Source organism: Acinetobacter sp. Tol 5, from assembly GCF_019702905.1.
Classification (GTDB): domain Bacteria; phylum Pseudomonadota; class Gammaproteobacteria; order Pseudomonadales; family Moraxellaceae; genus Acinetobacter; species Acinetobacter bereziniae.
Map to the genome: position 1 here is coordinate 3,726,455 of NZ_AP024708.1, position 22,120 is coordinate 3,748,574.

14 protein-coding genes are annotated in these 22,120 nt (G+C 35.5%); 7 read left to right on the forward strand and 7 right to left on the reverse strand.

Annotated elements, in window-relative coordinates; genetic code table 11:
* Window positions 1-84: 84 nt before the first annotated feature.
* The 4 genes from TOL5_RS17305 to TOL5_RS17320 are packed head-to-tail and all read left to right on the forward strand — an operon-like array spanning window position 85 to window position 5,576.
* On the forward strand, window positions 85-798 hold the full coding sequence (locus TOL5_RS17305; protein ID WP_221260532.1) for a Tn7 transposase TnsA N-terminal domain-containing protein: 714 nt from the start codon (window positions 85-87) through the stop codon (window positions 796-798).
* The gene (locus TOL5_RS17310; protein ID WP_221260535.1) at window positions 795-2,633 is read left to right on the forward strand and encodes a Mu transposase C-terminal domain-containing protein; all 1,839 of its coding nucleotides are present in this window, start codon (window positions 795-797) and stop codon (window positions 2,631-2,633) included. The genes TOL5_RS17305 and TOL5_RS17310 overlap by 4 nt, the downstream gene beginning before the upstream one ends.
* Window position 2,634: 1 nt before the next feature.
* Window positions 2,635-3,588 carry a TniB family NTP-binding protein gene (locus tag TOL5_RS17315; protein WP_196077479.1) on the forward strand — a complete coding sequence of 318 codons (954 nt, stop codon included), beginning with the start codon at window positions 2,635-2,637 and terminating at the stop codon, window positions 3,586-3,588.
* A complete protein-coding gene (locus tag TOL5_RS17320) occupies window positions 3,585-5,576 on the forward strand; it encodes a TniQ family protein (RefSeq protein WP_221260536.1) in 1,992 nt (663 codons plus the stop codon). The genes TOL5_RS17315 and TOL5_RS17320 overlap by 4 nt, the downstream gene beginning before the upstream one ends.
* 183 nt (window positions 5,577-5,759) lie before the next feature.
* On the opposite strand, the gene TOL5_RS17325 is transcribed toward TOL5_RS17320, so the two are convergent.
* Both TOL5_RS17325 and TOL5_RS17330 read right to left on the reverse strand, forming a co-directional pair.
* Entirely contained in the window at window positions 5,760-5,948 is a 189-nt protein-coding gene (locus TOL5_RS17325; RefSeq protein WP_196077481.1) for an antitoxin, read from the reverse strand.
* A 9-nt stretch (window positions 5,949-5,957) separates the two neighbouring features.
* The gene (locus TOL5_RS17330; protein ID WP_221260538.1) at window positions 5,958-7,202 is read right to left on the reverse strand and encodes a hypothetical protein; all 1,245 of its coding nucleotides are present in this window, start codon (window positions 7,200-7,202) and stop codon (window positions 5,958-5,960) included.
* A 428-nt stretch (window positions 7,203-7,630) separates the two neighbouring features.
* Between TOL5_RS17330 and TOL5_RS17335 the strand changes: the two genes are divergently transcribed.
* Both TOL5_RS17335 and TOL5_RS17340 read left to right on the forward strand, forming a co-directional pair.
* Window positions 7,631-8,644, forward strand: coding sequence for an SIR2 family protein (locus TOL5_RS17335; RefSeq protein ID WP_221260539.1), 1,014 nt, complete (start codon window positions 7,631-7,633; stop codon window positions 8,642-8,644).
* A gap of 9 nt (window positions 8,645-8,653) precedes the next feature.
* A complete protein-coding gene (locus tag TOL5_RS17340) occupies window positions 8,654-10,381 on the forward strand; it encodes an ATP-binding protein (RefSeq protein ID WP_221260541.1) in 1,728 nt (575 codons plus the stop codon).
* 302 nt (window positions 10,382-10,683) lie between these two features.
* Here the strand turns inward: TOL5_RS17340 and TOL5_RS17345 are convergent, their stop codons facing one another.
* Complete coding sequence (locus TOL5_RS17345; RefSeq protein ID WP_151962397.1) at window positions 10,684-11,613, reverse strand: hypothetical protein; 930 nt, start codon at window positions 11,611-11,613, stop codon at window positions 10,684-10,686.
* Window positions 11,614-11,727: 114 nt separating this feature from the next.
* Here TOL5_RS17345 and TOL5_RS17350 point away from each other — a divergent pair, with 114 nt between their 5' ends.
* Window positions 11,728-15,669 (forward strand): NACHT domain-containing protein, encoded by a 3,942-nt coding sequence (locus TOL5_RS17350; protein WP_221260542.1) that lies wholly within the window; start codon window positions 11,728-11,730, stop codon window positions 15,667-15,669.
* Window positions 15,670-15,730: 61 nt separating this feature from the next.
* Here TOL5_RS17350 and TOL5_RS17355 read toward each other — a convergent pair whose 3' ends face one another.
* From TOL5_RS17355 to TOL5_RS17370, 4 genes are all read right to left on the reverse strand, one after another.
* Entirely contained in the window at window positions 15,731-16,528 is a 798-nt protein-coding gene (locus TOL5_RS17355; protein WP_228740295.1) for a hypothetical protein, read from the reverse strand.
* A gap of 338 nt (window positions 16,529-16,866) precedes the next feature.
* Window positions 16,867-17,871: a hypothetical protein gene (locus tag TOL5_RS17360; RefSeq protein WP_221260543.1), complete on the reverse strand. Its 1,005-nt coding sequence runs from the start codon at window positions 17,869-17,871 to the stop codon at window positions 16,867-16,869.
* 44 nt (window positions 17,872-17,915) lie between these two features.
* A complete protein-coding gene (locus tag TOL5_RS17365) occupies window positions 17,916-19,097 on the reverse strand; it encodes a hypothetical protein (protein ID WP_151961888.1) in 1,182 nt (393 codons plus the stop codon).
* Window positions 19,057-21,714 (reverse strand): type VI secretion system Vgr family protein, encoded by a 2,658-nt coding sequence (locus TOL5_RS17370; RefSeq protein WP_228740296.1) that lies wholly within the window; start codon window positions 21,712-21,714, stop codon window positions 19,057-19,059. The genes TOL5_RS17365 and TOL5_RS17370 overlap by 41 nt, the downstream gene beginning before the upstream one ends.
* Window positions 21,715-22,120 lie beyond the last annotated feature (406 nt).

Consider the following 22,120-nt stretch of genomic DNA (forward strand, 5'->3'; position numbering starts at 1 on the left):
TCTTTTTTAGGTGTGTAGGGTTTTCTTATCCTTAGAAAACAAAACTCTATGGATACATATGCTTCAAAAACATGGAGATATAATATGTCTTATCCTATAAGTCATACACAACAACATATACAGCAACTCATTCATGAACAGATCCATTCAGCTTTTAATCAAAAACCCAATATTGCTGGAACACTACATGGCCAGCGTCGTATTTATCAAGGCTGCTTAGAACGTCGAACTTCTCTTTTTCCCAGCCGTAAAGCTGGTGGTTCAGTTGCTTTAGAAAGCTTTCTGGAATTGGCTTATGCTGTACAACTAGAAAGTCATCCTGCGGTAGAATCTTATCGAACACAGGCCTTAAAAATTCCGATTGGGCAAAATCTGGAACTTTATCCTGACTTTCTGATTCGTACTCAAAAAGGTGATTTTGAAGTCCATGAGGTTAAGCCATCCATTCAACATCTATCCCTAGAAAGCCTTCAACGCTTTGAGAGACTAGCTTCCATTTTGGCGTCAATAAATATCCCTTTTAAGTTAGTTGATGCAAATACATTACCCCAACGCCAATCCCTAACACAGTTATTGCATCTTTATTCTCGTGGTCATCTTCAAGACTGGACATCACTTGAAATTGAATTGGCACAAGACCTCTTGATTCGCTATGAATTGGATGATCTAGAACAAGCGTATAGCATTTTAGAAAAAGACCAATTGTCTCCACAACTTGCAGACTATTTGCTTTTCCATCAAATCATTCAAATTAAAAACGCCAAAAATAATCATCTTATGCTGGGAGTAGATCTATGAATACTTCCCTTCCTATTCCTAATATTGGTACTCGTTTTTTATTTCACGGTTCACAGTTTGAAATTAGCTTTATCGGTCATGGTATATGCCGATATTCTGCGATCGCTGGTGGTCGTATATTTCAAATTCCATATCATCAGTTTGAAGAATGGTATAAGTCTGGTCAGATTGAATATGATTTTAATACATCAAATTTGTTAGTTAATCCTGAGATGACAACAAAAAGAATACGTAAACTTAGGTATATACAAGCAGCTCTATCTAAGCTGCCACGTCCAACTGCAGTTCAACCATTAACGATATTAATTCAGCAGATTGCCAAAGAGATTCAAGACCAGATACCACCAAGCCCTAGATCTGTTGCACGATGGATTCGAGTATATCTACTAAGTAATCAGTGCACAGAATCTCTTGAAAAGAAAAAATCAGGTAATCATTATGTTCGATTCTCTTTAGAAATCGAACGTCTAATCCATCAAGCCATCCAAGAAATTTACCTCTGTTCAGAGCGACGAGATGGTAAAGATGTACTGGCGTTTATTGTGGGAAAAGCCATGGAACATGGCTGGACATCACATAAAATCCCTTGTTTACGAACGATTGAACGTCGTATCAATCGTTTGGATCCTTATGTAGTCATTAACGCCAAAAAAGGATCTCGTACTGCAAGAAAATTACTCAAAGCTGCTGGACAATCCATCATCAGCCCAACCGTAATGGCTTTGGTGGAAATTGATACCCATTATCTGGATATCATTATTATTGATGATATAACAGGAGCCATTTTAGGTCGTCCATTTTTATCATGTGCGATTGATATTTACACTCGAGTCATCGTTGGGATTTACGTTAATTTATACCCACCAAGTGCATTGACCACAATGTGTGTGATTCGGGACATGATTACCCGACCCCAAAGAGGTTTACCTGGTGGTGTGCCGAGCCAAATTATTCCAGACAATGGCGTGGAGTTCAAAAATAATTCTTTTGCTCGACTATGTGAAACTTTAAAAATTACCATTACGCCATCGCAGATCGGCACGCCAAATAATAAACCGCATATTGAAAGTTTCTTCAGAACATTAACTGAAGGTTTAATCCAAAAATTACCTGGTACAACTTGCTCGAACCCCACAGCGAGAGGAGATTATAACGCCAGTAAAAATGCCAAAATGACACTTGCAGATGTTCAAAAATATGCAGAGCAATGGATCAATGAGATTTATCACACAGATCCTCATTCTGAAACCAATCGTATACCTATACTTGCTTGGGAAGACGCCACAAAAATAGTTAAGCCAACTTCGCTTTCAGATGATGAGGCATCTGTACTATGCCGAAAACCTTACGAACGTAGCATTAACAAGGGACGTGTCTTAATCGACTACTTGTATTATTTTTCCCCTGCTCTAGCAACCTTTGAACAACAGAAGCTCACCAAAGTGATTGTACTTGTTGATGAAATAGATTTAGGGCATGTATTTATCGTTGATCCGAATGATCCAACTAATCTCATCAAAGCTGAATGCACCAATCCTAGTTATGCACAGGGTTTGACTATGTATGCTCATCAAGAAGCACAAAAAATCAAAAAACAGATGGCTCAGGCAGATCTTAGACGTTTAGGTGAAAAGGCTAACCTACTTGCCCGTTGGCATTTACTGAAACAAATCCAAGAAGATTTACAGAGGAAAAAGCCTAAATTACGCCAACTAGTAATAGATTTTCCTGAAGAAATTAAAAATCTTTCAATGCCAATCAAGCCATCCCCAATCGTTGCGGAAGAACAGCAAGCCACCGATGGCTATACCGCATTCTCTTCAATGGAGATCTAAGATGAATCATTCAATATCTATTCTTGAACGAGTTGCTCACATTAATCGCTTTATTGTACGCCATCCAGAATTTAATCACGCATTTCATGGCATCACTGAATGTATGCAAAAAAGTCAGACCTACCAAGAGCCGATTGGCAGTATTTTACACGCCGACGGTGGTCATGGTAAGACTTTGCTTTGTAGAGCCATAATCAAACAAATGCCATCTTATACAACTATCGTTGAGGGTTATGAAAAAACTATTATTCCAGCATTTTATGCTCAGGTTCCATCTCCAGCATCAGTCAAATCAGTGGCCAGTATGCTGCTCAAGGAACTAGGAGATCCTAATCCAGCATCTGGAAATACCACTCAAATCTCGTTGCGACTGTGTCATTTACTGCGCCAATGTGAAACTAAACTAGTTTTTCTGGATGAATTTCATCACCTTTTCCGTTTTCAAAAAACAACTACTAAATTAAATATTGTGGTATGCGATTGGATTAAATCAATCGTTAATGAAACACAAATTAGCTTCTGCTTGGTTGGTCTATCACAGTTTGTTCCCTTATTAGAAATGGATTCACAGCTAACCCGACGATTTCAATATCACTATCCCTTGCATGCTCTGACACTAGGTTCATCTACATCATACGGCTCGATTTTTCCATTTCTTGCTGAAGTAGAAAATCAAATCAAAACCAGATGTGAAGTCTCTTTTGATCAAAGTCTAAACTCGCCCTTAATAACTACACAACTTTATGCTGCCACTGCTGGCAATCCAGCCTTTATCATGACACTTATCAAAGATAGTGTGCTAATTGCCCTTAAAGATAATCGAGAAATCATTACAACTCATGATTTCAGCAGCGCATGGTTACAGGGAACGACAGCTAAAGTCAGTTTGACCAAAAGTGATCCTTTCAAGATGTCACGTAATATTTTGGCGAGTCAGATGAGGATTGCTCTATGAATTCTTATTCTTTATTAATTAAACCTATCCCCTATCCAGATGAAAGTGCGGCCAGTCTTTTAATTAGAGCAGCCGAGGCCAATGGGTTTTCTAGTGTTTATTCTCTTTGTAAAATTCAGTCAAGCAGTCCTGCCACAACACTCAGTAGTCATGTAACTCATCAAAAGAGATTTAGAAAACTACTTCAGTTACTAGGCTTATCTGATGAATATACATCATTAGCATTTGCACTAAGTGGCTCTACTCAAGCTATGCCAAGAAAATATTCTAAAATTATTTTAAAGCACAGTTTCTTTCGCAAAGATGTTCAGGCTTTTTGCCCTAAATGTTTAAGTGAACAATCTTATTGGAGACGTCATTGGTTACTGCGCCCTTACACTGTGTGTTTGAAACATGGCACACAGTTGTATGATTGCTGTCCAAAATGTAAAAAAGCTCTCAATATTAGTCGGAATAGAATTGATTTTTGTCATGATTGTGGGCAAGACTTACGAATATTACCAGCCAACTCAAAGAATTCTGAAGTAATACAGTGGTTCATGGATACCATATACCATGGTGATCAAAAAATTATTAACCAACTATCCGATTATTGGTTAGCTTTAGAAAAATTCGACTGGAAATCTAATAATATCGATGCCGATCATCAACGCATTCAAATGGCATATGAATACTTAACAAACCCCGAACAATCTAAGAAAACACTTATCCATATCATTAATTCAAGAGTTTCTAAAGCCCATCCTCAAATTCAGGCTGTCTATTTTAAAAAACAAAGTTCAATACTACGTGAATATGCAAATTCTATATTGGCCAATTGCATTCATGTTGCTCAACCAGCAACAAATCATCTAAAACAGTTTTTTTCTTTGGACCAAACAAGGACCATTCTAGATATTTCCTATCCTAGATTGAAAACCTTAATTCAAAAAGAAAAATTAGCCACCTTAAAAAATGCTAAAGGGCTTATATATATTAGTAGTATTGATGTTGAACGGCTCCTGTTAGACGAATCACATAAAGTACCTTTACTATCTCCACGTGTACAAAACGTTCCAAAAGACAATCTTCTCACACTTCCAGAAATTGCAAGCCAATTGCAAATTCATAAGGAAATAGTTCGAGACCTTGGTGTCAAAGGTTGGTTAAAGCTTGATAAAAAGAAAGTAGATGGAAATGTAAAGAATGTAGCACTACCAGAAATCATCGAAGAATTTAGCAAAAAATATATTTCTGTTGGAACCTTAGCTCGCCAGTTGAATGTTAATTCTACAAATCTAGCCGATAAGCTAAAGCATTTTGGCATTGAGCCTGTAGGAGGCCCTCACATTGATGGATTGAGAACAAACCTTTATCAACAAACTGATATTGAATGCATTACCACCGAAATGATCAATGACCTCAAAATTTATGAAACATATACTGGTCGCCCCTCAAAAAAAAGATTAAAAATGGTTCATTATGAATCAGATCCGACTTTATATTTTTCATTAAGACATACAAGTTCGAAATTACATATCAGCCCATCAAAAGTAGCTGTACTTGTTCAAAAGGGTATCTTAAAAAAAGATGAACACTGCCACTCAGTTATTAGAGTAGAAAAAGCTTCTGTATCTATTTTGATAGAAGAGCTCAATCGTCAAGACTTTATTTCTCTAGAGGATGCTGCAAAAAAATTAGGATGTGCCATCAATTGGTTACATATTAATTGGATTAAAACAGGCTACCTAAAACTGCATGATTTTGTGTACTGGAAGTTTGTAAAGACGGACGATATAAACCAAGTAAAAGCTCTTCAAAAAGAATATATGACAGCAATCGAAGCTAGTAAGGTTTTGAGCATGCACCGCACTCACATCATTAATCTCAAAGCTCAAGGAAAAATTGATTCCATATCTTTTGGCGAATCAAATTCCTTAAATTTATATCGAAGAGAAGATGTATTAAAACTACTTAAAAAGCAAAATGATGGCTACAGCTTTACCTAGTATACTTTTTAAATCAATTGTTTAGGAAGATACTAAGATTTTCCTTATCTCATACATCATAAGATAGTACCACTACCTGAAATCCAACTTTTTATAGAAGTTAAGATGGCTTCGCACCCAAGAATTATTTGGGTGTGAATTTAATCTAAACATCTATCAAATGAGACAGTATTAAGTATGAACTCAACGATTAGTATTTGCTTCTCGTTCCTCACGACGCTTTTTTAGGTGTGCAACGACTTGATCATGTGGCACAGCTGGGCGTGGGTCAGTAGATGCCTTTTCTATTTTAGCTCTAAACCATGCGTTATATTCTGCTTCGTGGTCGGAACTATCAAATTCAGACACAATAGGGTCAAAAACGGTGCTCATGTGCTTATCTCATATAAGATTAAAAAACTCTTCCTCTAGCTCAAGAACTGACTGATTAAATCTCATTCTTTTATTTTCACAAGTATTTTGTCTTTCAATAATAGCATCAGATGTAAAAAATGCCTCTTGAATTTGCATTTTATGTTTATCACTTAACTCTACCATATCATCCATACCAAAAGCATAAAATGGATAAATATCAGAGTCTTCCTTATTATAAACCAACCCACTAAGTTTATAAAAATCAATTAATTTAACAAACTCGTCATCAAAGCTACATAATGCAGGAAAGAAATAATCCGCATTTTCACTAAGAGAAAATGTAGATACTTTCTCTAAATATCTAAAATGAAAAATATCCCATGCCATAGCTTTCATCTTTCTAACCAATTCGTCAGAATTCTTTTGAATTTTTCCAAAGAAATTAGATTTATTTGAAAAAATAGCATATGCAAGATTTGCATCACGGACAGACATCAAACCAAGATACTTTTGATTCATCTCAAAGTAGGTGTAGATCTTTGTATAAATTGATTTTTTACTATATTTCCATCGAATAATAGCAATTATTAAAATAATTATATATTGCTCATGAAACATTCTTTCATACTCAACATTAAACTGTTCATTAGTTAACCTAAATATTTCTTGAGACATTTGCTGCTGGGCTATTTGTTGAATCTCAAAATCAGTTTTATTGAATTTTAGTTTATTCTCATTCTTAAATGCCTCAACATCCAAATTTCTAAACATCTCATAAGCAAGCTTAACATCGTAGATTTCATCTAAATTACCACCAGATTTTAAGTTATATGTGTTCTCCGTCAAGTGAGGGATAGGATCAACATTTACATCTGGCTCTATAATAAACCTAAAAAATTCATCCAGATCTCCTGGCAATCTATTATTATTTCTATCAAAAAAATATGAATATAAATAACTTACAGCTTGTGTATCCAAAGATATAGAATAGTCAATTGGAATCTCCTCCTTCTTCCCAGATAATAAGGAATCAACAGTTTTTCCACTTAAAACGAATACATTATTATATTTATATAAACCTCTTATGGCACCTGTCTTTGAAAAATTTTTATCTACTGCAAGACCTGGAATAGCAGCTGAAGATTTGTCAAAACTTAAGATAAAAATATAGTCTTTTAATATACCCTCAAATATTTTGTATAATTCTGCTGCTTCTTTTATTGATGAGGAAAGAGCAATTTCAGCTATAAGTTCTTTTAAGCCTAAATTCATATTAAATTATCTCTAACAAAGATTTTAATAATAAAGCGCATGCGTAATAAAACAAGGCATGGACGACACAAACTGTCGCAAAACCTCAATCCCATTTAAAAAGCAGTAGTGACGAAAACGCATTCGTCACTCAGCGATATCACATGACATATCAGTTTTATTTTTACTGTTTTCAAGGCAATGATAGCTATCATACAAAAGGAAACTATGTCATTGAGGTGTATACCTCTTCCTTAATTTTTTATCCATATGTTCTGAATAACTCCCCTCTTCAAAATGAGATAGTCCATTTATTTTGATTCAATTAAATTTTATTGCTGACATAAATGTATATTTGACTTATCTTTTTTTGTAAGTTACAACAAGATACATCTTTATACTTGAACCAACTAAAACACACTAACTCAAGAATATTAAAGGATAATATCTTGTCTAATATTAATTATGAAAAACAGGCTCAGGACTATTACGGGAAGGCTCCTATCATAATTCTGGGCAGCGGAGCATCGGCAGCACATGGAATGTCTGGTATGGGAGCACTAGCACAGCATTTGACTAAAGAAACTAATGTTTCAGACTTATGCGATGCAGACATGAAATCTTGGGGTATTTTCTGCCAGACACTAACAAATGGCATAGATCTTGAAACAGCACTCCATCAAGTAGATGTATCTAAAGAATTAACATGCAGGATCATAAATTCCACGTGGTCACTCATAAACTCTGAAGATTGCAATATTTTTAAAAGTGGCTTACAGAACATTTCAATGTTCCCGCTCAGTCGCCTACTTAAACACATGTTTAAAACAACTCTAAAAAAAGTAAATATTGTCACGACGAATTATGATCGTCTAGCAGAGTATGCATGCGAACAAAGCAAAATCCATCACTACACTGGTTTTACACACGGCTTTTTCCGCCAACTAACCACTCCCGATGAATTAACCTGCTCACGCAGAGTGAATATCTGGAAGGTACATGGGTCTCTCGACTGGTTTCAGTCTCCATTAGAAGACACCGTTGCAATTTCTGGCGCACAAGAGATTCCTGAGAACTATAGCCCACAAATTGTGACACCAGGTACTCAAAAGTACCAGAAGACACATCTTGAGCCATTCCGCTCTATCATTAATAACGCCGACAAAGCTATCAATGAAGCAGGATCATACTTGTGTATTGGATATGGATTCAATGATGAACATATTCAACCAAAACTTATGGCCAAATGTCAGCGACAGGAAGCACCAGTCACAATCATCACATACGCGCTTTCCGATTCGGCCAAAAAACTTATTATTGATGGCAAAGCAAAAAATTACTTAGCGATAGAGCGTGGGGCGACAGATGACAAATCTGTTGTTTACTCTTCACTAAGCAACTCTTCGTTCACAGTTGATAAAAACATCTGGAGCCTTGAAGGCTACTTATCACTCATCATGTAGAGAGAACATATGGCTATATTTAACTTTAAGGATGAAGAGACCCTCGGGAAAGTTGCCTCAGTTGACACGACGAATGTTATTGTAGATGTAGAGAATATTGCTCATCTAAAACGGCTACAGGTTAACCACCTTGCTGTGCTCCAAAGCAGCAGACCTGGACAGCACCTCATTGGGCTTATTACACAAGTGACTAGAAAGCGTGGTATCGAGAATATTTCCGATGATGGAATAGTAGACCAAAACTCAGAATTGAATCTATGCCGCATTGCTTTAATTGGAACCATGCTGGATCGTGATGGCTCCAAGGACAATGTCTTCCGTCGAACACTGGAAAGTGTTCCAGAAATTGATGCCAACTGCTTTTCGCTTGAAGGTGATAATCTAACCAAATTTATGCGTACGCTCTCTAGTGTTTCGGGGGATGAAAACGCCTTGACTCTTGGTAAATACACTCTAGATGAAAATGCAGTTGCCTACCTTAATGGCAATAAATTTTTCCAGCGCCATGCCTTTATCGGAGGAAGTACAGGTTCTGGGAAGTCATGGACAACTGCCAAAATTATCGAACAGATGGCAAGGCTTTCTACTGCTAATGCCATTGTCTTTGACCTTCATGGCGAATATGCGCCATTAATAGGGACTGGTATTCAACATTTCAAAGTCGCAGGACCATCAGATGTTGAGGCCAAACTTAAAATCTCTGATGATGTACTTTATCTCCCATATTGGCTCCTTTCTTACGAAGCATTAGTTTCCATGTTTGTAGACCGTAGTGATCAAAATGCTCCTAACCAAGCCATGATTATGGCGAGAGAAATTAATCAAGCCAAAAGAAAGTATCTCGAGGAAAATGGTCAACAAGACCTGCTAAAGCATTTTACTGTGGATAGCCCAGTCCCATTTGATCTTAACCTCCTGATGTCGAGACTGAATGAAATAAATATTGAAATGGTGCCTGGTGCGCGTGGTGACAAGCAAGGTGACTTCTTCGGAAAGCTCGCGCGCATGATTTCTAGACTTGAAAACAAAATCTCTGATAGACGTCTCGGCTTCATGTTTAATGGTGGTGAGGATATTCTTGATTTTGCTTGGCTTGAGAAATTTGCTAGTGCTGCACTCGGCAGCACAGATGAAAATGGTAAGGCAGGCATCAAGATCATCAACTTTTCTGAAGTTCCCTCGGATGTTCTTCCCCTGATCGTTTCCCTTGTTGCACGAGTCACATTTTCCGTACAACAATGGACCCCCTCTGAACTTCGTCACCCTATTGCCCTTCTCTGTGATGAAGCCCATCTATATATGCCACAGCGCAATATGGCAGATTCTGCTGATGATATTTCATTGGATATCTTCGAACGCATCGCCAAAGAAGGACGCAAATATGGTGTCAGCTTAGTTGTAATCAGCCAACGTCCATCTGAAGTAAATAAAACACTGTTAAGCCAATGTAGCAACTTCGTTTCCATGCGACTGACTAATGCTGAAGATCAAGGAGTTATCAAACGCCTTCTTCCTGATAGCCTCGGTGGTTTTAGTGATATTCTTCCGACTCTCGACACTGGAGAAGCATTAGTTGTCGGTGATGCCAGTTTGCTGCCAAGTCGAATCAGGATTGATGAACCTCTCAATAAACCAAACAGTGGAACTGTAAATTTCTGGGATGAATGGCAAAATCCCGTCAAAGATAATCGCCTACTGGCTGCTGTCGATAACTGGCGCAAGCAAAGCATACAATAATGAAGGTAAATTCGAGGAGACAAACTTTCCCCTCACATTAACTTAACTTAAGAAAATGACAGCTGTTGTGTCGTTTTTAGCGAAAAATGACAGCTGTTGTGTCGTTGAGAGATGTCATCCAATGTCGTTAAAAATACTAAAGTATTGAATAGTTATATTGGAAAATGACAACTGATGTGTCGTTCAGCGGACCGTCACGCGACACAAGGTTTGTCATGAAAAAACCGCCAGTAGTGGCGGTTTTTCTTTAAAATAAAGGAAATAGAATTAGCTATTTTAATAATAATTAATTTTAACCAATCTTAGTATTGAGCTCTTCTTACAATTAAAAGCGCTTCATTAGGGACCTCTACTTTAATTTTAATTTTAACGTCCTTTCCATTTTGGTCTTTAGTTTTAGTTGTATATTGAATCAATGCGTTTTTACCAACTCCTTTCAGAAGTATTTCACCACCTTCTAACTCAATATACTCACCCTTTTTATCTCCAATTTTTGAATCTGGAAAAAAGTCTTTGAACTCTTTTTTAATAAAGATTAAGCTATTTCTTTCATCTTCTCTTACAGAACCTAAGGCAATATTAATAAAAATATTATTGGATTTCTCCACATAAAAAACATAGACAGAACTTGGAACCAATAAAATATAAAGTAACATCATTGAGAGTTTTATATTTTTTTCATTACTTCTAATTTTATCTAATTGATTATTATTATTCTTTAAATCTTCGATAAATTTATCAATAAAAACTTTCAAAAGAATGCTTAAAAAGAGCATTACTAATATATTTATTGATTTTCCACTGTAAAATATTAATGCGTAAGCAAAACCAAAAATATAAAACAAAAACTTAATAAAATTATTACTTATTTTCTTAAGAATTTTTCTTAAATCTAAATTTAAAAAAATAAGATCTATTAATCCTTTAGATAACCTTTCTCGTAGAGAAAATAAGACTTTGAAAAAATTCCTTACCATTTTTAGAACAAATATTAAAATACCCCCAAGTGCATAATTTGAGCTTAAAAAAAATGCATAGATTAATAAAAATTTTATTGTAATTAAGAAAAATAAAAGACCATCCCCTAATGATAGATCCGTAGGAAAGTAATCAATATGCCAAAAATACAAAAGAATAAAAAATATACCAATACCAATGATAAATTTGGCAATGAATCCGCTATTATCAACAAGCATTTTAATTTTTTGAATTAAAAAGAAAGTAAATTTCATTGATCACCCATTTTATGATTTTTCATTTCAAATCAATTTTTATTAAATTAATCATTCATGTTAAGATTATGGCAAATCTATTCACTACAGCACAATATTAATTAAATTTTGATCATGATTCCTAGAAGCCTGTGGTATCAGTTACATGATACTCAAAAAAAAATTAATCAACATGAAATACCTGAAATAACTAATCCATTAGTTATTGTAGGTGAGGCAGGAATGGGAAAATCTAGCCTTTTAGAATGGCTAGGAAATTTAGAAAATTATGCTTACTGCACCGCTGGTCAACTACTAAATCGAGTAAATCCAAGTCTTCTTCTCGGCAGCAATAATGTATTAGTTATTGATGCACTTGATGAAGTAAGTTCCAAAAATGATGGAGACAGTGTAGATAGAGTATTACAAAAACTTGAGGTTTTAGGATATCCAAAATTTATTCTAGCCTGTCGTGTAGCAGATTGGAGAAGTGCAACTAGTTTAAGAGCTATACAAGAACAATACTCGGAAATCCCCTTAGAACTTCATTTAGAGCCTTTTACTCAAAAAGATATGATTAAATTCCTAGAATTTAATTTTAGTAAAGAAAGAGCGAAGGAAATCATTGATCATTTTATAGATCGAGGGCTCAAAGAATTATTAGGTAATCCTCAGACACTTAGCTTCATTGCGGCTGTTGCAAAAAAAGGAAACCTACCTGAATCTATTACTCAATTATTTGAACAAGCTATTGAGCTATTAATAATAGAACATTCAGAATTTAAAGCCGAGGGACAACTACCAAGTGCAATTGCACTTGATGCCGCAGGAGCAGTATTTGCAAGTCTAATTTTAACTGGTAATGAAGCAATTTCTCGAAAAACAATTGCAAATATAATTGATGGTGAATTACCTATAAGCGAGATTAAATTACTCCCTGATACTGAGAAAATTGAATTTATACTAGGCTCACGTCTTTTTCGATCCAACGGAATAGAGCGTTTCAGCTACCTTCACCGTCGAATTGGAGAATTCTTAGGTGCAAAATGGCTATTAAAACAAGCAAATACAGACCGAAAACGTAAGCGTCTTTTATCCTTATTTCATAGTTATGAATTTGTTCCTACTAACTTACGCGGTTTACATTCATGGTTAATGAATGATTCTGCTCTAGCTTCAGCTATCATTAAAAAAGATCCGATTGGTATCCTTGAGTATGGCGATGTAGATAGCTTAACAATGGATCAAGCCAAAATTTTACTAGACAGTATTTATCGTTTAGCTGAAAACAACCCTCGATTTTATAATTTTCACAATAAAGACACCTACTACATTCGAGCATTTGCAACACCAACATTACTAACACTAATCCAAAAGATTCTAAATCAAACCGATATACCCTTTAGCTTTCGAGTTTTTTTAGTTGATGTTATTAAAGGAAATCAACTGCCAAAAGATTTTATTGAAATACTTAAACGACTTGTTAATGATCCGAATATAGAATTTGCAATTCGTAAATCTGCTGGTGAAGCTTTGGCTATTCAGAAGCAAGTTATCGATTGGTGTAAGATTTATTTTCATCTTTCTAAGTTAGGAGATGATTCATCAGTCAGACTGGCAATAGAACTATTAGAAGATACTGGTTACAATAAAGCTAATGATGAGTTAATAGCTAGTCTAGCGATATCCCACTTGGAAATGAGTGATCATATCGTTGGACCATTATGGTTCTTACAAGAAAATTTACCTAAAGAGCAAATTGAAAATGTCCTAAACTTTTTTGTTTCTCGAATCGAAAGGATGGCTATTTCTAGTGATTCAGAAATTAAGAATGAAGCTAAAAATTTTGCATGTCACTTGATTTTACGTTTTTTAGAAAATTATGATATTTCCGCAGAAAAACTTTTGAATTGGCTTGAGCCGTTCCACAATACATTTGGATATCATGATGAATATATTAATAAACTTGCAAAATACTTTAGAAAAAATCACGATTTAAGACATGCTATTCAATATCTTGTTTTACTCAAACGACCAAGTGAAAATAATATTAGACTAAAGGCTCTTTTACTACACAGATGTTCGCATGGTCTTTCTGTTACGCCCGAAGACATAATCCAATTACTTGAGAGATTATATCTAGAGAATCAAAACGATCTTCGATGGAAAGAACTTGTTCAATTAGCTTACCACGACGGTAAAACTGGACAAGATGTGCGAGAAACAGCAACCCCATTCACTAATAAGGATCAAAATGCTAAGAATTGGCTTAACCAAATTGCAACCAGACAGCTAGCAGATTGGGAGATTCATGATCTTAAGCGGAAAGAACAAATAGAAGGAAAAAAATCAGTATCACGGTTAGAACAAAGATCATTCTATCTTCAAAACATTGAACGATTGCGCCATGGTGAGTATGGAGTGATACTCCAACCTGCAAAAGTATACCTACAACTTTTTTCAGATATCAGTAAAGAAACTCCAGCCCATCAGCGTATTTCTGATTGGATAGGAGTTGATATATCAGAAGTGTGCCTGGAAGGTTTCGATGCTTTTCTAATGCAAACTCCACCAAAAGTTACTGCACAAGATATAGCTAATATTTTACCTCAAGGAAAGTTTTATGAGGCTAGCCATATTTTAATTGTTGCTATAGCAGAACGTATTAGAAAAGAAAAAGGCTTAGCTGATCTTCCCAATGAAAGATTATTGGCTGGATATTACTCACTACTACATATTCGTCACGATACACACGCAGGTATACCAAGTATTTTTGAAATTATTGAAAATGAAATTAAACATAGAGAAATTTTTGTAGAAGGATTAAAAACTTTTTATGAACCTCAGTTTTCAGCTAGATCCGAGCATATAGATGGGTTATCCCGTTTAATGAGGATGAGCGAGAACAATGCTATTGCAACTGATCTAGCCAAACAGTGGCTAAAAAAATATCCAGATATGCCTGTAAACATAGAAACTGAACTTTTAGATTGCTTAATTCAAACAAGACAATTTGATGCTATACGTGAACTAACTCGAACTCAGAAAATAATAACAAATGATGAACAACAACTAAATTGGATAGCAATCAACCTTATCGTTGATTTCGACAAAACAGTAAAAAGATTGGAATCCCTGCCTATTGATCCAAACTTAATATGGAAACTTAGAGATCGTCTTGATGGTAGATATAGAGAGCATAAATCTCACGCAATATTAGATATAGATCTATTTTTTTGGATTATTTCAACTTTTAGAAAACTCTATCCTAATGTAAGTCACCCTAATGGTGTGTCAGGTGGAGATAGAAATGCATGGGATGCTTCTGAATTTATTATCAGCATTATTCAACAATTAGCCAAAAACCATAGTGATCAAGCCTGTGATACACTTCAAAAACTTAAAGATTCATCTACCGATGACTACACAGATTTAATCAAAACAGTGCTATTTGAACAAAAGCAAATGCGAGCTGAAAGCTTCTACTCTGTTCCCACTCTTCAATCAATTAAAGCAATTACGGATGATCAACATCCTCAAACAATTATTGATTTACAAGCATTTGTATTAGATGAATTGAATATTGTTCAGGCAAAAATCAAGAGTGACGATGCTGAATCTTGGCGTGGTTTTTTCAATGATCAAGGTAAGCCTTTTGATGAGGAACGATGTCGTGACCATTTAATTGGTTTGCTTCGTCAAGGTGACAATATAATCATATATGAACCTGAAGCACATGTAGCAGATGATAAAGAAGTTGATATCACTTGCTCTGTAGGTAAACTCCGTCTACCAATTGAAATAAAAGGTCAGTGGCATCGTGACCTTTGGACTGGAGCTGACCAACAACTTGATAAATTATATACCACTGATTGGAGAGCCGAAGGTAGGGGTATTTATTTAGTGCTTTGGTTTGGTAAGAGATCTGATAATAAAAAGCTAAAAACATTAGGTCGAGGAAAACCAGTTCCTAATACTCCTACAGAATTACAAGAAATGTTGATTGCAAATAATCGATCAGCTCAGGAAGGTAAAATCAAGATAGTTATTATAGATTGCAATAGAATCATATTTTGAAAGCATATTCTTTAAAATTTGACACAAGTTATATCGTATAAATATTATTTTTTAACATTTTTTATTCTTTATTATTCTGTCCAAAATATTTTTTTAAATGTTGTTGTCTCAATTGATTTAATGAAATTAATCGTTGTTCCAACTCTTTTAAACTTTGCATTTCATAAATTTCTGAAGCATCAATATTTTTACTTTCCATATTTGGATAAAGTACAGAAAAACTCATACAATTTAACAACTCACCTGTTTCTCTATTTTCACTTTGATAATCCATCATATATTTTTCTAGTTCTGCTGAATTTTTCCAAATATCAGCGCGACAAGTATCCCAGTAGTAGACTGTTTTTAACTTAGCCTGCTCTTTGGTTAAAAAATAAGAATCAGGGTCATTTGTTTTAGGATAAAGTTTCGGATCGAATATTATTTGTTTAGCTTGATTATTGGTATCGATATACCAAGACCAATTAACCTCTTTGTCATAGTCATGCCCACCTCCACCAAAATAAGGCATATTAATTCGTTGTCCTTCTTTTGTGATTGTAATCCAATAAACATTGCGTTTATCGTAGTTCATTCCTCTTGTTAAGACATCACTTTTTGAGGCTTTTACTTTAATTAAGCCACTTTCAGGAACGGTTAGAGAGACACCTAAAGAGTCAGTTTTTAACTCTTGCCCATCATCTTGATCAAATACAACAAACACAGGACCAATGAAGTTTTCAGGGATTAAAAAGACAATAGGCGGTTTCATAGAATCTCTTCCAAAGTTAATCAACTTGGCGATGACGACCAAGCCAACAAAAAGACAAATAATTAATATAATTATCTTTTTTCTATTTAAATTAAATTTTCTAATCACTCTTCTTTCCATTGATGATTGATATCATCATCGCCTGAATATTTAAGTTCCAATTTTTCAGCTTCAGTTCCAGTTTGAACAAATTGAGTTTGTTGTTCTTCATCTAGATTAGCATTGAACTGATAACTATGTTTTGAATTAAATAGTTTAAAAGGTAAGTTTTTAATCTGTTTGTCACTGATTAAGTTAAATATCTAATATTACTTGCTTTTAATCCCTACCAACTTCCTAGTATCGGGCAACTTGCCTTTGTCATCAAACTTGGTTGGATAACGGTATCCTTCATGAATATACAGCTTATGGACTGCACCTCTTGAAAATATCCAAAAGAAGTAAAACTACTCCAAATTTATCCAACCTTTGATTTGTGACTCTTTTTCTTCTTTCCAAACTCTTTTTGAAAAAACTCCCCCAAAATCAACATCCATATTCCAAAAAGTTAATTTAAGTGCTAATCCTTGATCAAAGTGAATATAACCTTCTTTAGTTCGATTGGAATTTATTTCACCATTGGTAAAAGTCGTCGTAATTTTATTGTAGGGTATTAAATAACGAAAATTTCTTTCACTATTTGATTTTAATATAAAGTAATATTTTGCTAATTCTTCAGGTGAAAAATCTTTTTTAATTAGATATTCAGACTGTAATGCTAATCTAGTCCAACATGACTTTTCATGACATTGTGCACCTAAACGGACTTCATACCATATTTTATTTTCATTAAAAGGTTCTTCAAGATTAGCAATATCCCCCCAATGTGATGGATTAGAAAAAGTTACATCAAAAGGACCTACATTTTTTAAAGTTAGAATTACTTCTAAGCCTTCTTTTCTTGGAATAATATTGGTTGTTCCATAAAAATCAGCGAATTTCTTTTTTTCTTTTGAATATCCTAATCTATCTAAATCCTCAATAAAATCACTGATCTTTTGGCTAAAATTAGCTTGATTTTTTTTACCATATTTAAGGTATTCATTTATATTCCATTTATTATAGATTTCAAACCCTTGAATAGTTGCATATTTTTTTTGAGGTGTATCATAATCTAATACATAATAAAAGTCTTTTTCTTTCTTGCTGGTTGCCAGTATTTTGTCAATTTTTGGAATTCTCAATATTTTATTAACCTCATACATTGTTTTTTTTAAATCTGCTGTTAATGGAACTTTAAATACACCAAAGTCATCGCTTTTAATTGAAAATATATCACTTAAGCGTCCAGTGACAATATAGTCATCATTACTGACAACAATCTCATGTTTCCATGTTTGCATCGGGATACCAAAACTGTGATTAACTTGAACATAGCGATGTTTAATTTTAAAATTTTCAGCGTAATTCATTGTGGTTATTCCAAATAATAAAAAACAAAACGTAATTTTTTTTATTAATTTACTAATTTTTTGATTGTCCATCTCACACCCGTCTTTTTCTCAAAATACTGTCGAAATTGTTCATAATAATAGGGAGGAATGACTGGCATTGTTCCAGGTACTGCTGAAGACATGAGTTGACCATCTACTTGACGTTTCCAATCATCTTTTGGTTCAAGGAAATGTATATCTACAGCTTGAGTGTCAGCATGAATATACATCTTATGGACTGCGCCCCCTCCCTCAAAATACTCATCAGGAAAACCAAACAAGTGTGCAGTTTCATGTAGAAATACGGCGGTAGAATCTTGGGTGCGTTCTTCTTGAACTAATATAGATGGTGAAGAAATCACATTTCCATTGATAACTTTAGTTTCTCCATGTTTAGTAAACTTTTCATTTTTTAACTCAACTTCCCCCCAATTACTCTCATCTGCACGAGAAGCTGAAGGATACAGGTTGATATAATGAGCGATTGAGTTTTGCGGTTCACTTGCCTGCTGTACTTGCATAGTAACTTTCATAATGATTGGAACAACACAAGTACACCCACCTTCAATGTTACAATCCGTTGGTGTTAGGTAATAACCAGCATAATTCAGTAATTCATTCACTTTATCTTGTCTATCTTGAATCAATTGCATGGTTTCTTGGGTAATTTCTCTATCTTGTATTTGATAGGGTTTTTGTGTAGATTTTTGATTTTCGTAAGGGTATTCTTTACCATTGTCTGAATTTATCACTTTTTTCAGTATAAAAATAAGTTTACGAGAAAAAATGAGGACATTTTTCTTAGAATCAAATTCAATATCAATATTTTTAGATCTCTCTCCATAATTATAAAAAGGGACAACTTTTTGTTTGCCATCTTGTTCAACAATTTTAAGTTTATCCGTATAGCTTTCTTCAGGGTCATACTCAACAACACCCTCATAAGAACCATCAGCTTTGGTTCGATAATAACTCCCTGATAAACTTTCAAAACGCTTTTGTCGTTCGTTAAATGCTGGAATTTTGGTGCAAGTATGCCCTTGAATTTTTGAAAAATCTGGAGGTTGAACTTTTGGAAGTTTATTGATTGCAGGGGTATTTATATCTTCGCCCTTTGAGTTTGGATAGGGTGCATGATCTATAGTCATTATTATATTTTCTCCATTAATCACTATTTTTATCTTTTTGAGTATTATTATTCCCATAACAACCTTTTAAAGGGCAGGTATTATTAAAAGAACCAAATGGTAAAATTGGTAGAGAAACTGAAACTTTCTCACCACTCAAAAAATTCTGCTGTCCAGATTTCACTTCAAACAAACCTGGTGTTGTTGTAAGCACACCTTTACCACTCACCTCAAGCATAGAAGTATCAGATAGAATTACTATTTTCTTCTTGGCAATAAATTCGATGCGATCTTCAGTAGAAATGATTTGAACGCCTTTACGTGCAATCAAATCTGCACCATCATTCTGAGCTTGTATTTCAACTTTGCCTTTGCCAGCATATAACCTTGCACCTTCCTGCGCTGCAAATAGACTAATCTTGTTTTGCGCATGTGCTACTACGCTCTTTTGCGTACTGAGGTTGATACTATCGCTCGCACTATGGCTAATTTGTCCATCTGCCGAGAGATGGATATCTTGATTACTGCTAAGTGCAATTGAGTTTGGTGACGCCAATATCATAAGTGCTTGTTTAAATGCATCGGCTTGGCTTTTGGTTTGTGCTGTATCATCTTTTTCCAAAGCTGCAACAAAAGACTTTAAATGTTCCAAATTGTCTAAAGGATCAGTTTGTTGATGTTTGGCAACTTCACTTAAAGCTTTGGAATTGTTGAGACTCGATTCAAGTTGTGATTGCGTTTCAGAGACATCAAGATGATTGCCTGACGCTGAATCTTGAGCATGAGTACTCAGCAATAAGCCTTGTCCTGCACGTACCGCACCCCATTGATCCGTTCTTAACTCAAAGCCTTCACCCCGCCCTTCACTCGCCTCTGTTTCTTTCGGATGGCTGAGGTTGCCAAGATTGAGTTGAGTTGCGCCATGACTGCTGTGTAACTGACTGCTGATCTGGTTGGTGGTATCATCAAATCTCAGTTGGTTATAGCCACTACCCTGATATTCCTTGCTTTTAATCCCTGCCAACTTCTTGGTATCCGGTAACTTGCCTTTGTCATCAAACTTGCTCGGGCTTCGATGCGCTTCATGGATTCGCCCCACCACAAAAGGTCTGTCAATATCCCCCGCAAAGAAGTCAACCACAACCAACTCTCCAATACGCGGTAAGAAGCGTGCTCCATAGCCTTCACCTGCCCACGGCGTGAGTACATCGACCCAAGCCGAGTCGGTATCATTGTCGTTCGCGCCTGCACCACCATCGTGACTGTGGTCTTCATTGCGGTTAAAGAGGAAGCGAACTTTGATACGTCCCCATTCATCCACATGGATTTCGTCTCCACTTGGACCCACCACTCTCGCTCGCATTGGATGGGCTGCGGGTCTTTGGGTTAAGGGATTATATTCAGGAACAACCGTAATATTACGTCGTTGTAGCACCAACTGATTCGCTTGGCGTTCTTCGTTGTTGTTTGTGGTGAGATGGGCGAGTTGCCATTGGCTTTGTCGGATGAGTGCTTCAACTTGATGGTTCAAGTCTTTCGGTAAGTTATTTTGGTGATAAAAGGTTTTGGAGATGATCAGAAATTGCCGATCAGCAGAATCTTTTTGATCGATTTGAGGATGTCCTTTTAGCTCAAAGTGATAACCCACCTGTGCATCTCGTACCGTCGATATTGCGGTGAATTGTTTGGCTTGGGCATCGTAGTAGTTGCTGAGGTTTTGGTTAAAGCGTTCGATCTGACTGTTGCCGGATGGTGTTACTCCATCTTCTCCATTTAAGTCTTGAGTCCATGCAGGGCTAAAGTGCCATACTTGTTCTAAACCTAAACTGGCATTGTCATAGTTCTCACTCTGCTTGTATTTGCTTTGTACATTGCCTGCACCTTCTTCTGTTTCAAGAATATCGGCTTGCCAACGTTGAATATGTACAGACGTCGGTTGAAGTGAACGTTGTCCTGTAAAATTGATAATCGAATCGCTTGTCTCTACAGATGAACTTCGATGAAAACGGATCGTGCGTCGTTCTAAACTTTTGTATTGAGTATTGTCATCAATCAATCGAAGCTTTTGAGGCTGGATGGGTTCATTAAAATGAGACACTTTAAGCTGTGCTTCATCAATTAAACTCGTCACGCCTTCCGAGGCTAGAAGCCTTTGAATAAGGTCTATATCTCTTTCATTATTCTGCATAATGAATGGTCTGACATCGTAGTCTTTGGTTAGACCACTTTTATCCAAAGTTAAACTTGAAGCAAACAGTGGAGATCTGTCTCGCCATTCATTAAATATAACTTCGACTACCTGTAAAGCAGACATATTCATAAATACGCGTGAGTTTCTACGCTGTTTCCATAGTGCGGTTGGGGCTTCTACTGTTAAGCGATAAATCGTCAAAGCACCATCAGAGGCACCCACCTCTGCTTTGGTGACAATTCCTGAAATACGATTGAGTTCGGAGCGATCATTGACCACATCAATGGCTACACGACAGCCAATAAAGCGTTTTAATGCAATATCATTCAGCGTAGATAGACAAATCAGTTGTAAGTTCACCCCATCATTGATGGCATGTGTCCCATGAATACATTGCAAGAATACATGGTCATTGAGAGTATGATTACTGAACTGGGCATGTAGTGCACGCTTTTGTGTTGTTAATCCCAATTTTTCTAATAAAAAGTAAATATTATTTAACATAGTTTTTAATATTTGTTAAAAATATTAATCAGTATACATACGATTCTGTCTAGTCTCATATGATTTATTTAAATATGTCCTTATGAGTTTTTATAAATTTATAGTTCGTTTATGTGATAGATAAGTCTTTATTGAGGGCTCTAATATTGATAGAGCTAAGCTAAGATCACTGAATACGATAGAATATAAAACCTTAAAAAATATAGCTAAATTGCCCGATTGTTCATACAAATATTTTGATTTCAAGCATGTACACTCAATCAACTTTATGCTTTTTATATGAATTTTTAAAAAGTTTTGCTGAAACAGTTTTTTGTATTTTTGATTTACAGTTAGTCTTGCTATCGTGAGGCGACATGAGTGTCACCATGTTGAGCGGGAGAATATAAGCAAAAACAAAGCACTG

Coding starts and splice junctions, on each gene's coding strand:
- TOL5_RS17320 (WP_221260536.1), top strand. CDS start 3,585: ATGAATTCTTATTCTTTATTAATTAAACCTATCCCCTATCCAGATGAA.
- TOL5_RS17365 (WP_151961888.1), bottom strand. CDS start 19,097: ATGGGAATAATAATACTCAAAAAGATAAAAATAGTGATTAATGGAGAA.
- TOL5_RS17325 (WP_196077481.1), bottom strand. CDS start 5,948: ATGAGCACCGTTTTTGACCCTATTGTGTCTGAATTTGATAGTTCCGAC.
- TOL5_RS17330 (WP_221260538.1), bottom strand. CDS start 7,202: ATGAATTTAGGCTTAAAAGAACTTATAGCTGAAATTGCTCTTTCCTCA.
- TOL5_RS17350 (WP_221260542.1), top strand. CDS start 11,728: ATGATTCCTAGAAGCCTGTGGTATCAGTTACATGATACTCAAAAAAAA.
- TOL5_RS17345 (WP_151962397.1), bottom strand. CDS start 11,613: ATGAAATTTACTTTCTTTTTAATTCAAAAAATTAAAATGCTTGTTGAT.
- TOL5_RS17305 (WP_221260532.1), top strand. CDS start 85: ATGTCTTATCCTATAAGTCATACACAACAACATATACAGCAACTCATT.
- TOL5_RS17370 (WP_228740296.1), bottom strand. CDS start 21,714: ATGTTAAATAATATTTACTTTTTATTAGAAAAATTGGGATTAACAACA.
- TOL5_RS17360 (WP_221260543.1), bottom strand. CDS start 17,871: ATGAATTACGCTGAAAATTTTAAAATTAAACATCGCTATGTTCAAGTT.
- TOL5_RS17315 (WP_196077479.1), top strand. CDS start 2,635: ATGAATCATTCAATATCTATTCTTGAACGAGTTGCTCACATTAATCGC.
- TOL5_RS17340 (WP_221260541.1), top strand. CDS start 8,654: ATGGCTATATTTAACTTTAAGGATGAAGAGACCCTCGGGAAAGTTGCC.
- TOL5_RS17310 (WP_221260535.1), top strand. CDS start 795: ATGAATACTTCCCTTCCTATTCCTAATATTGGTACTCGTTTTTTATTT.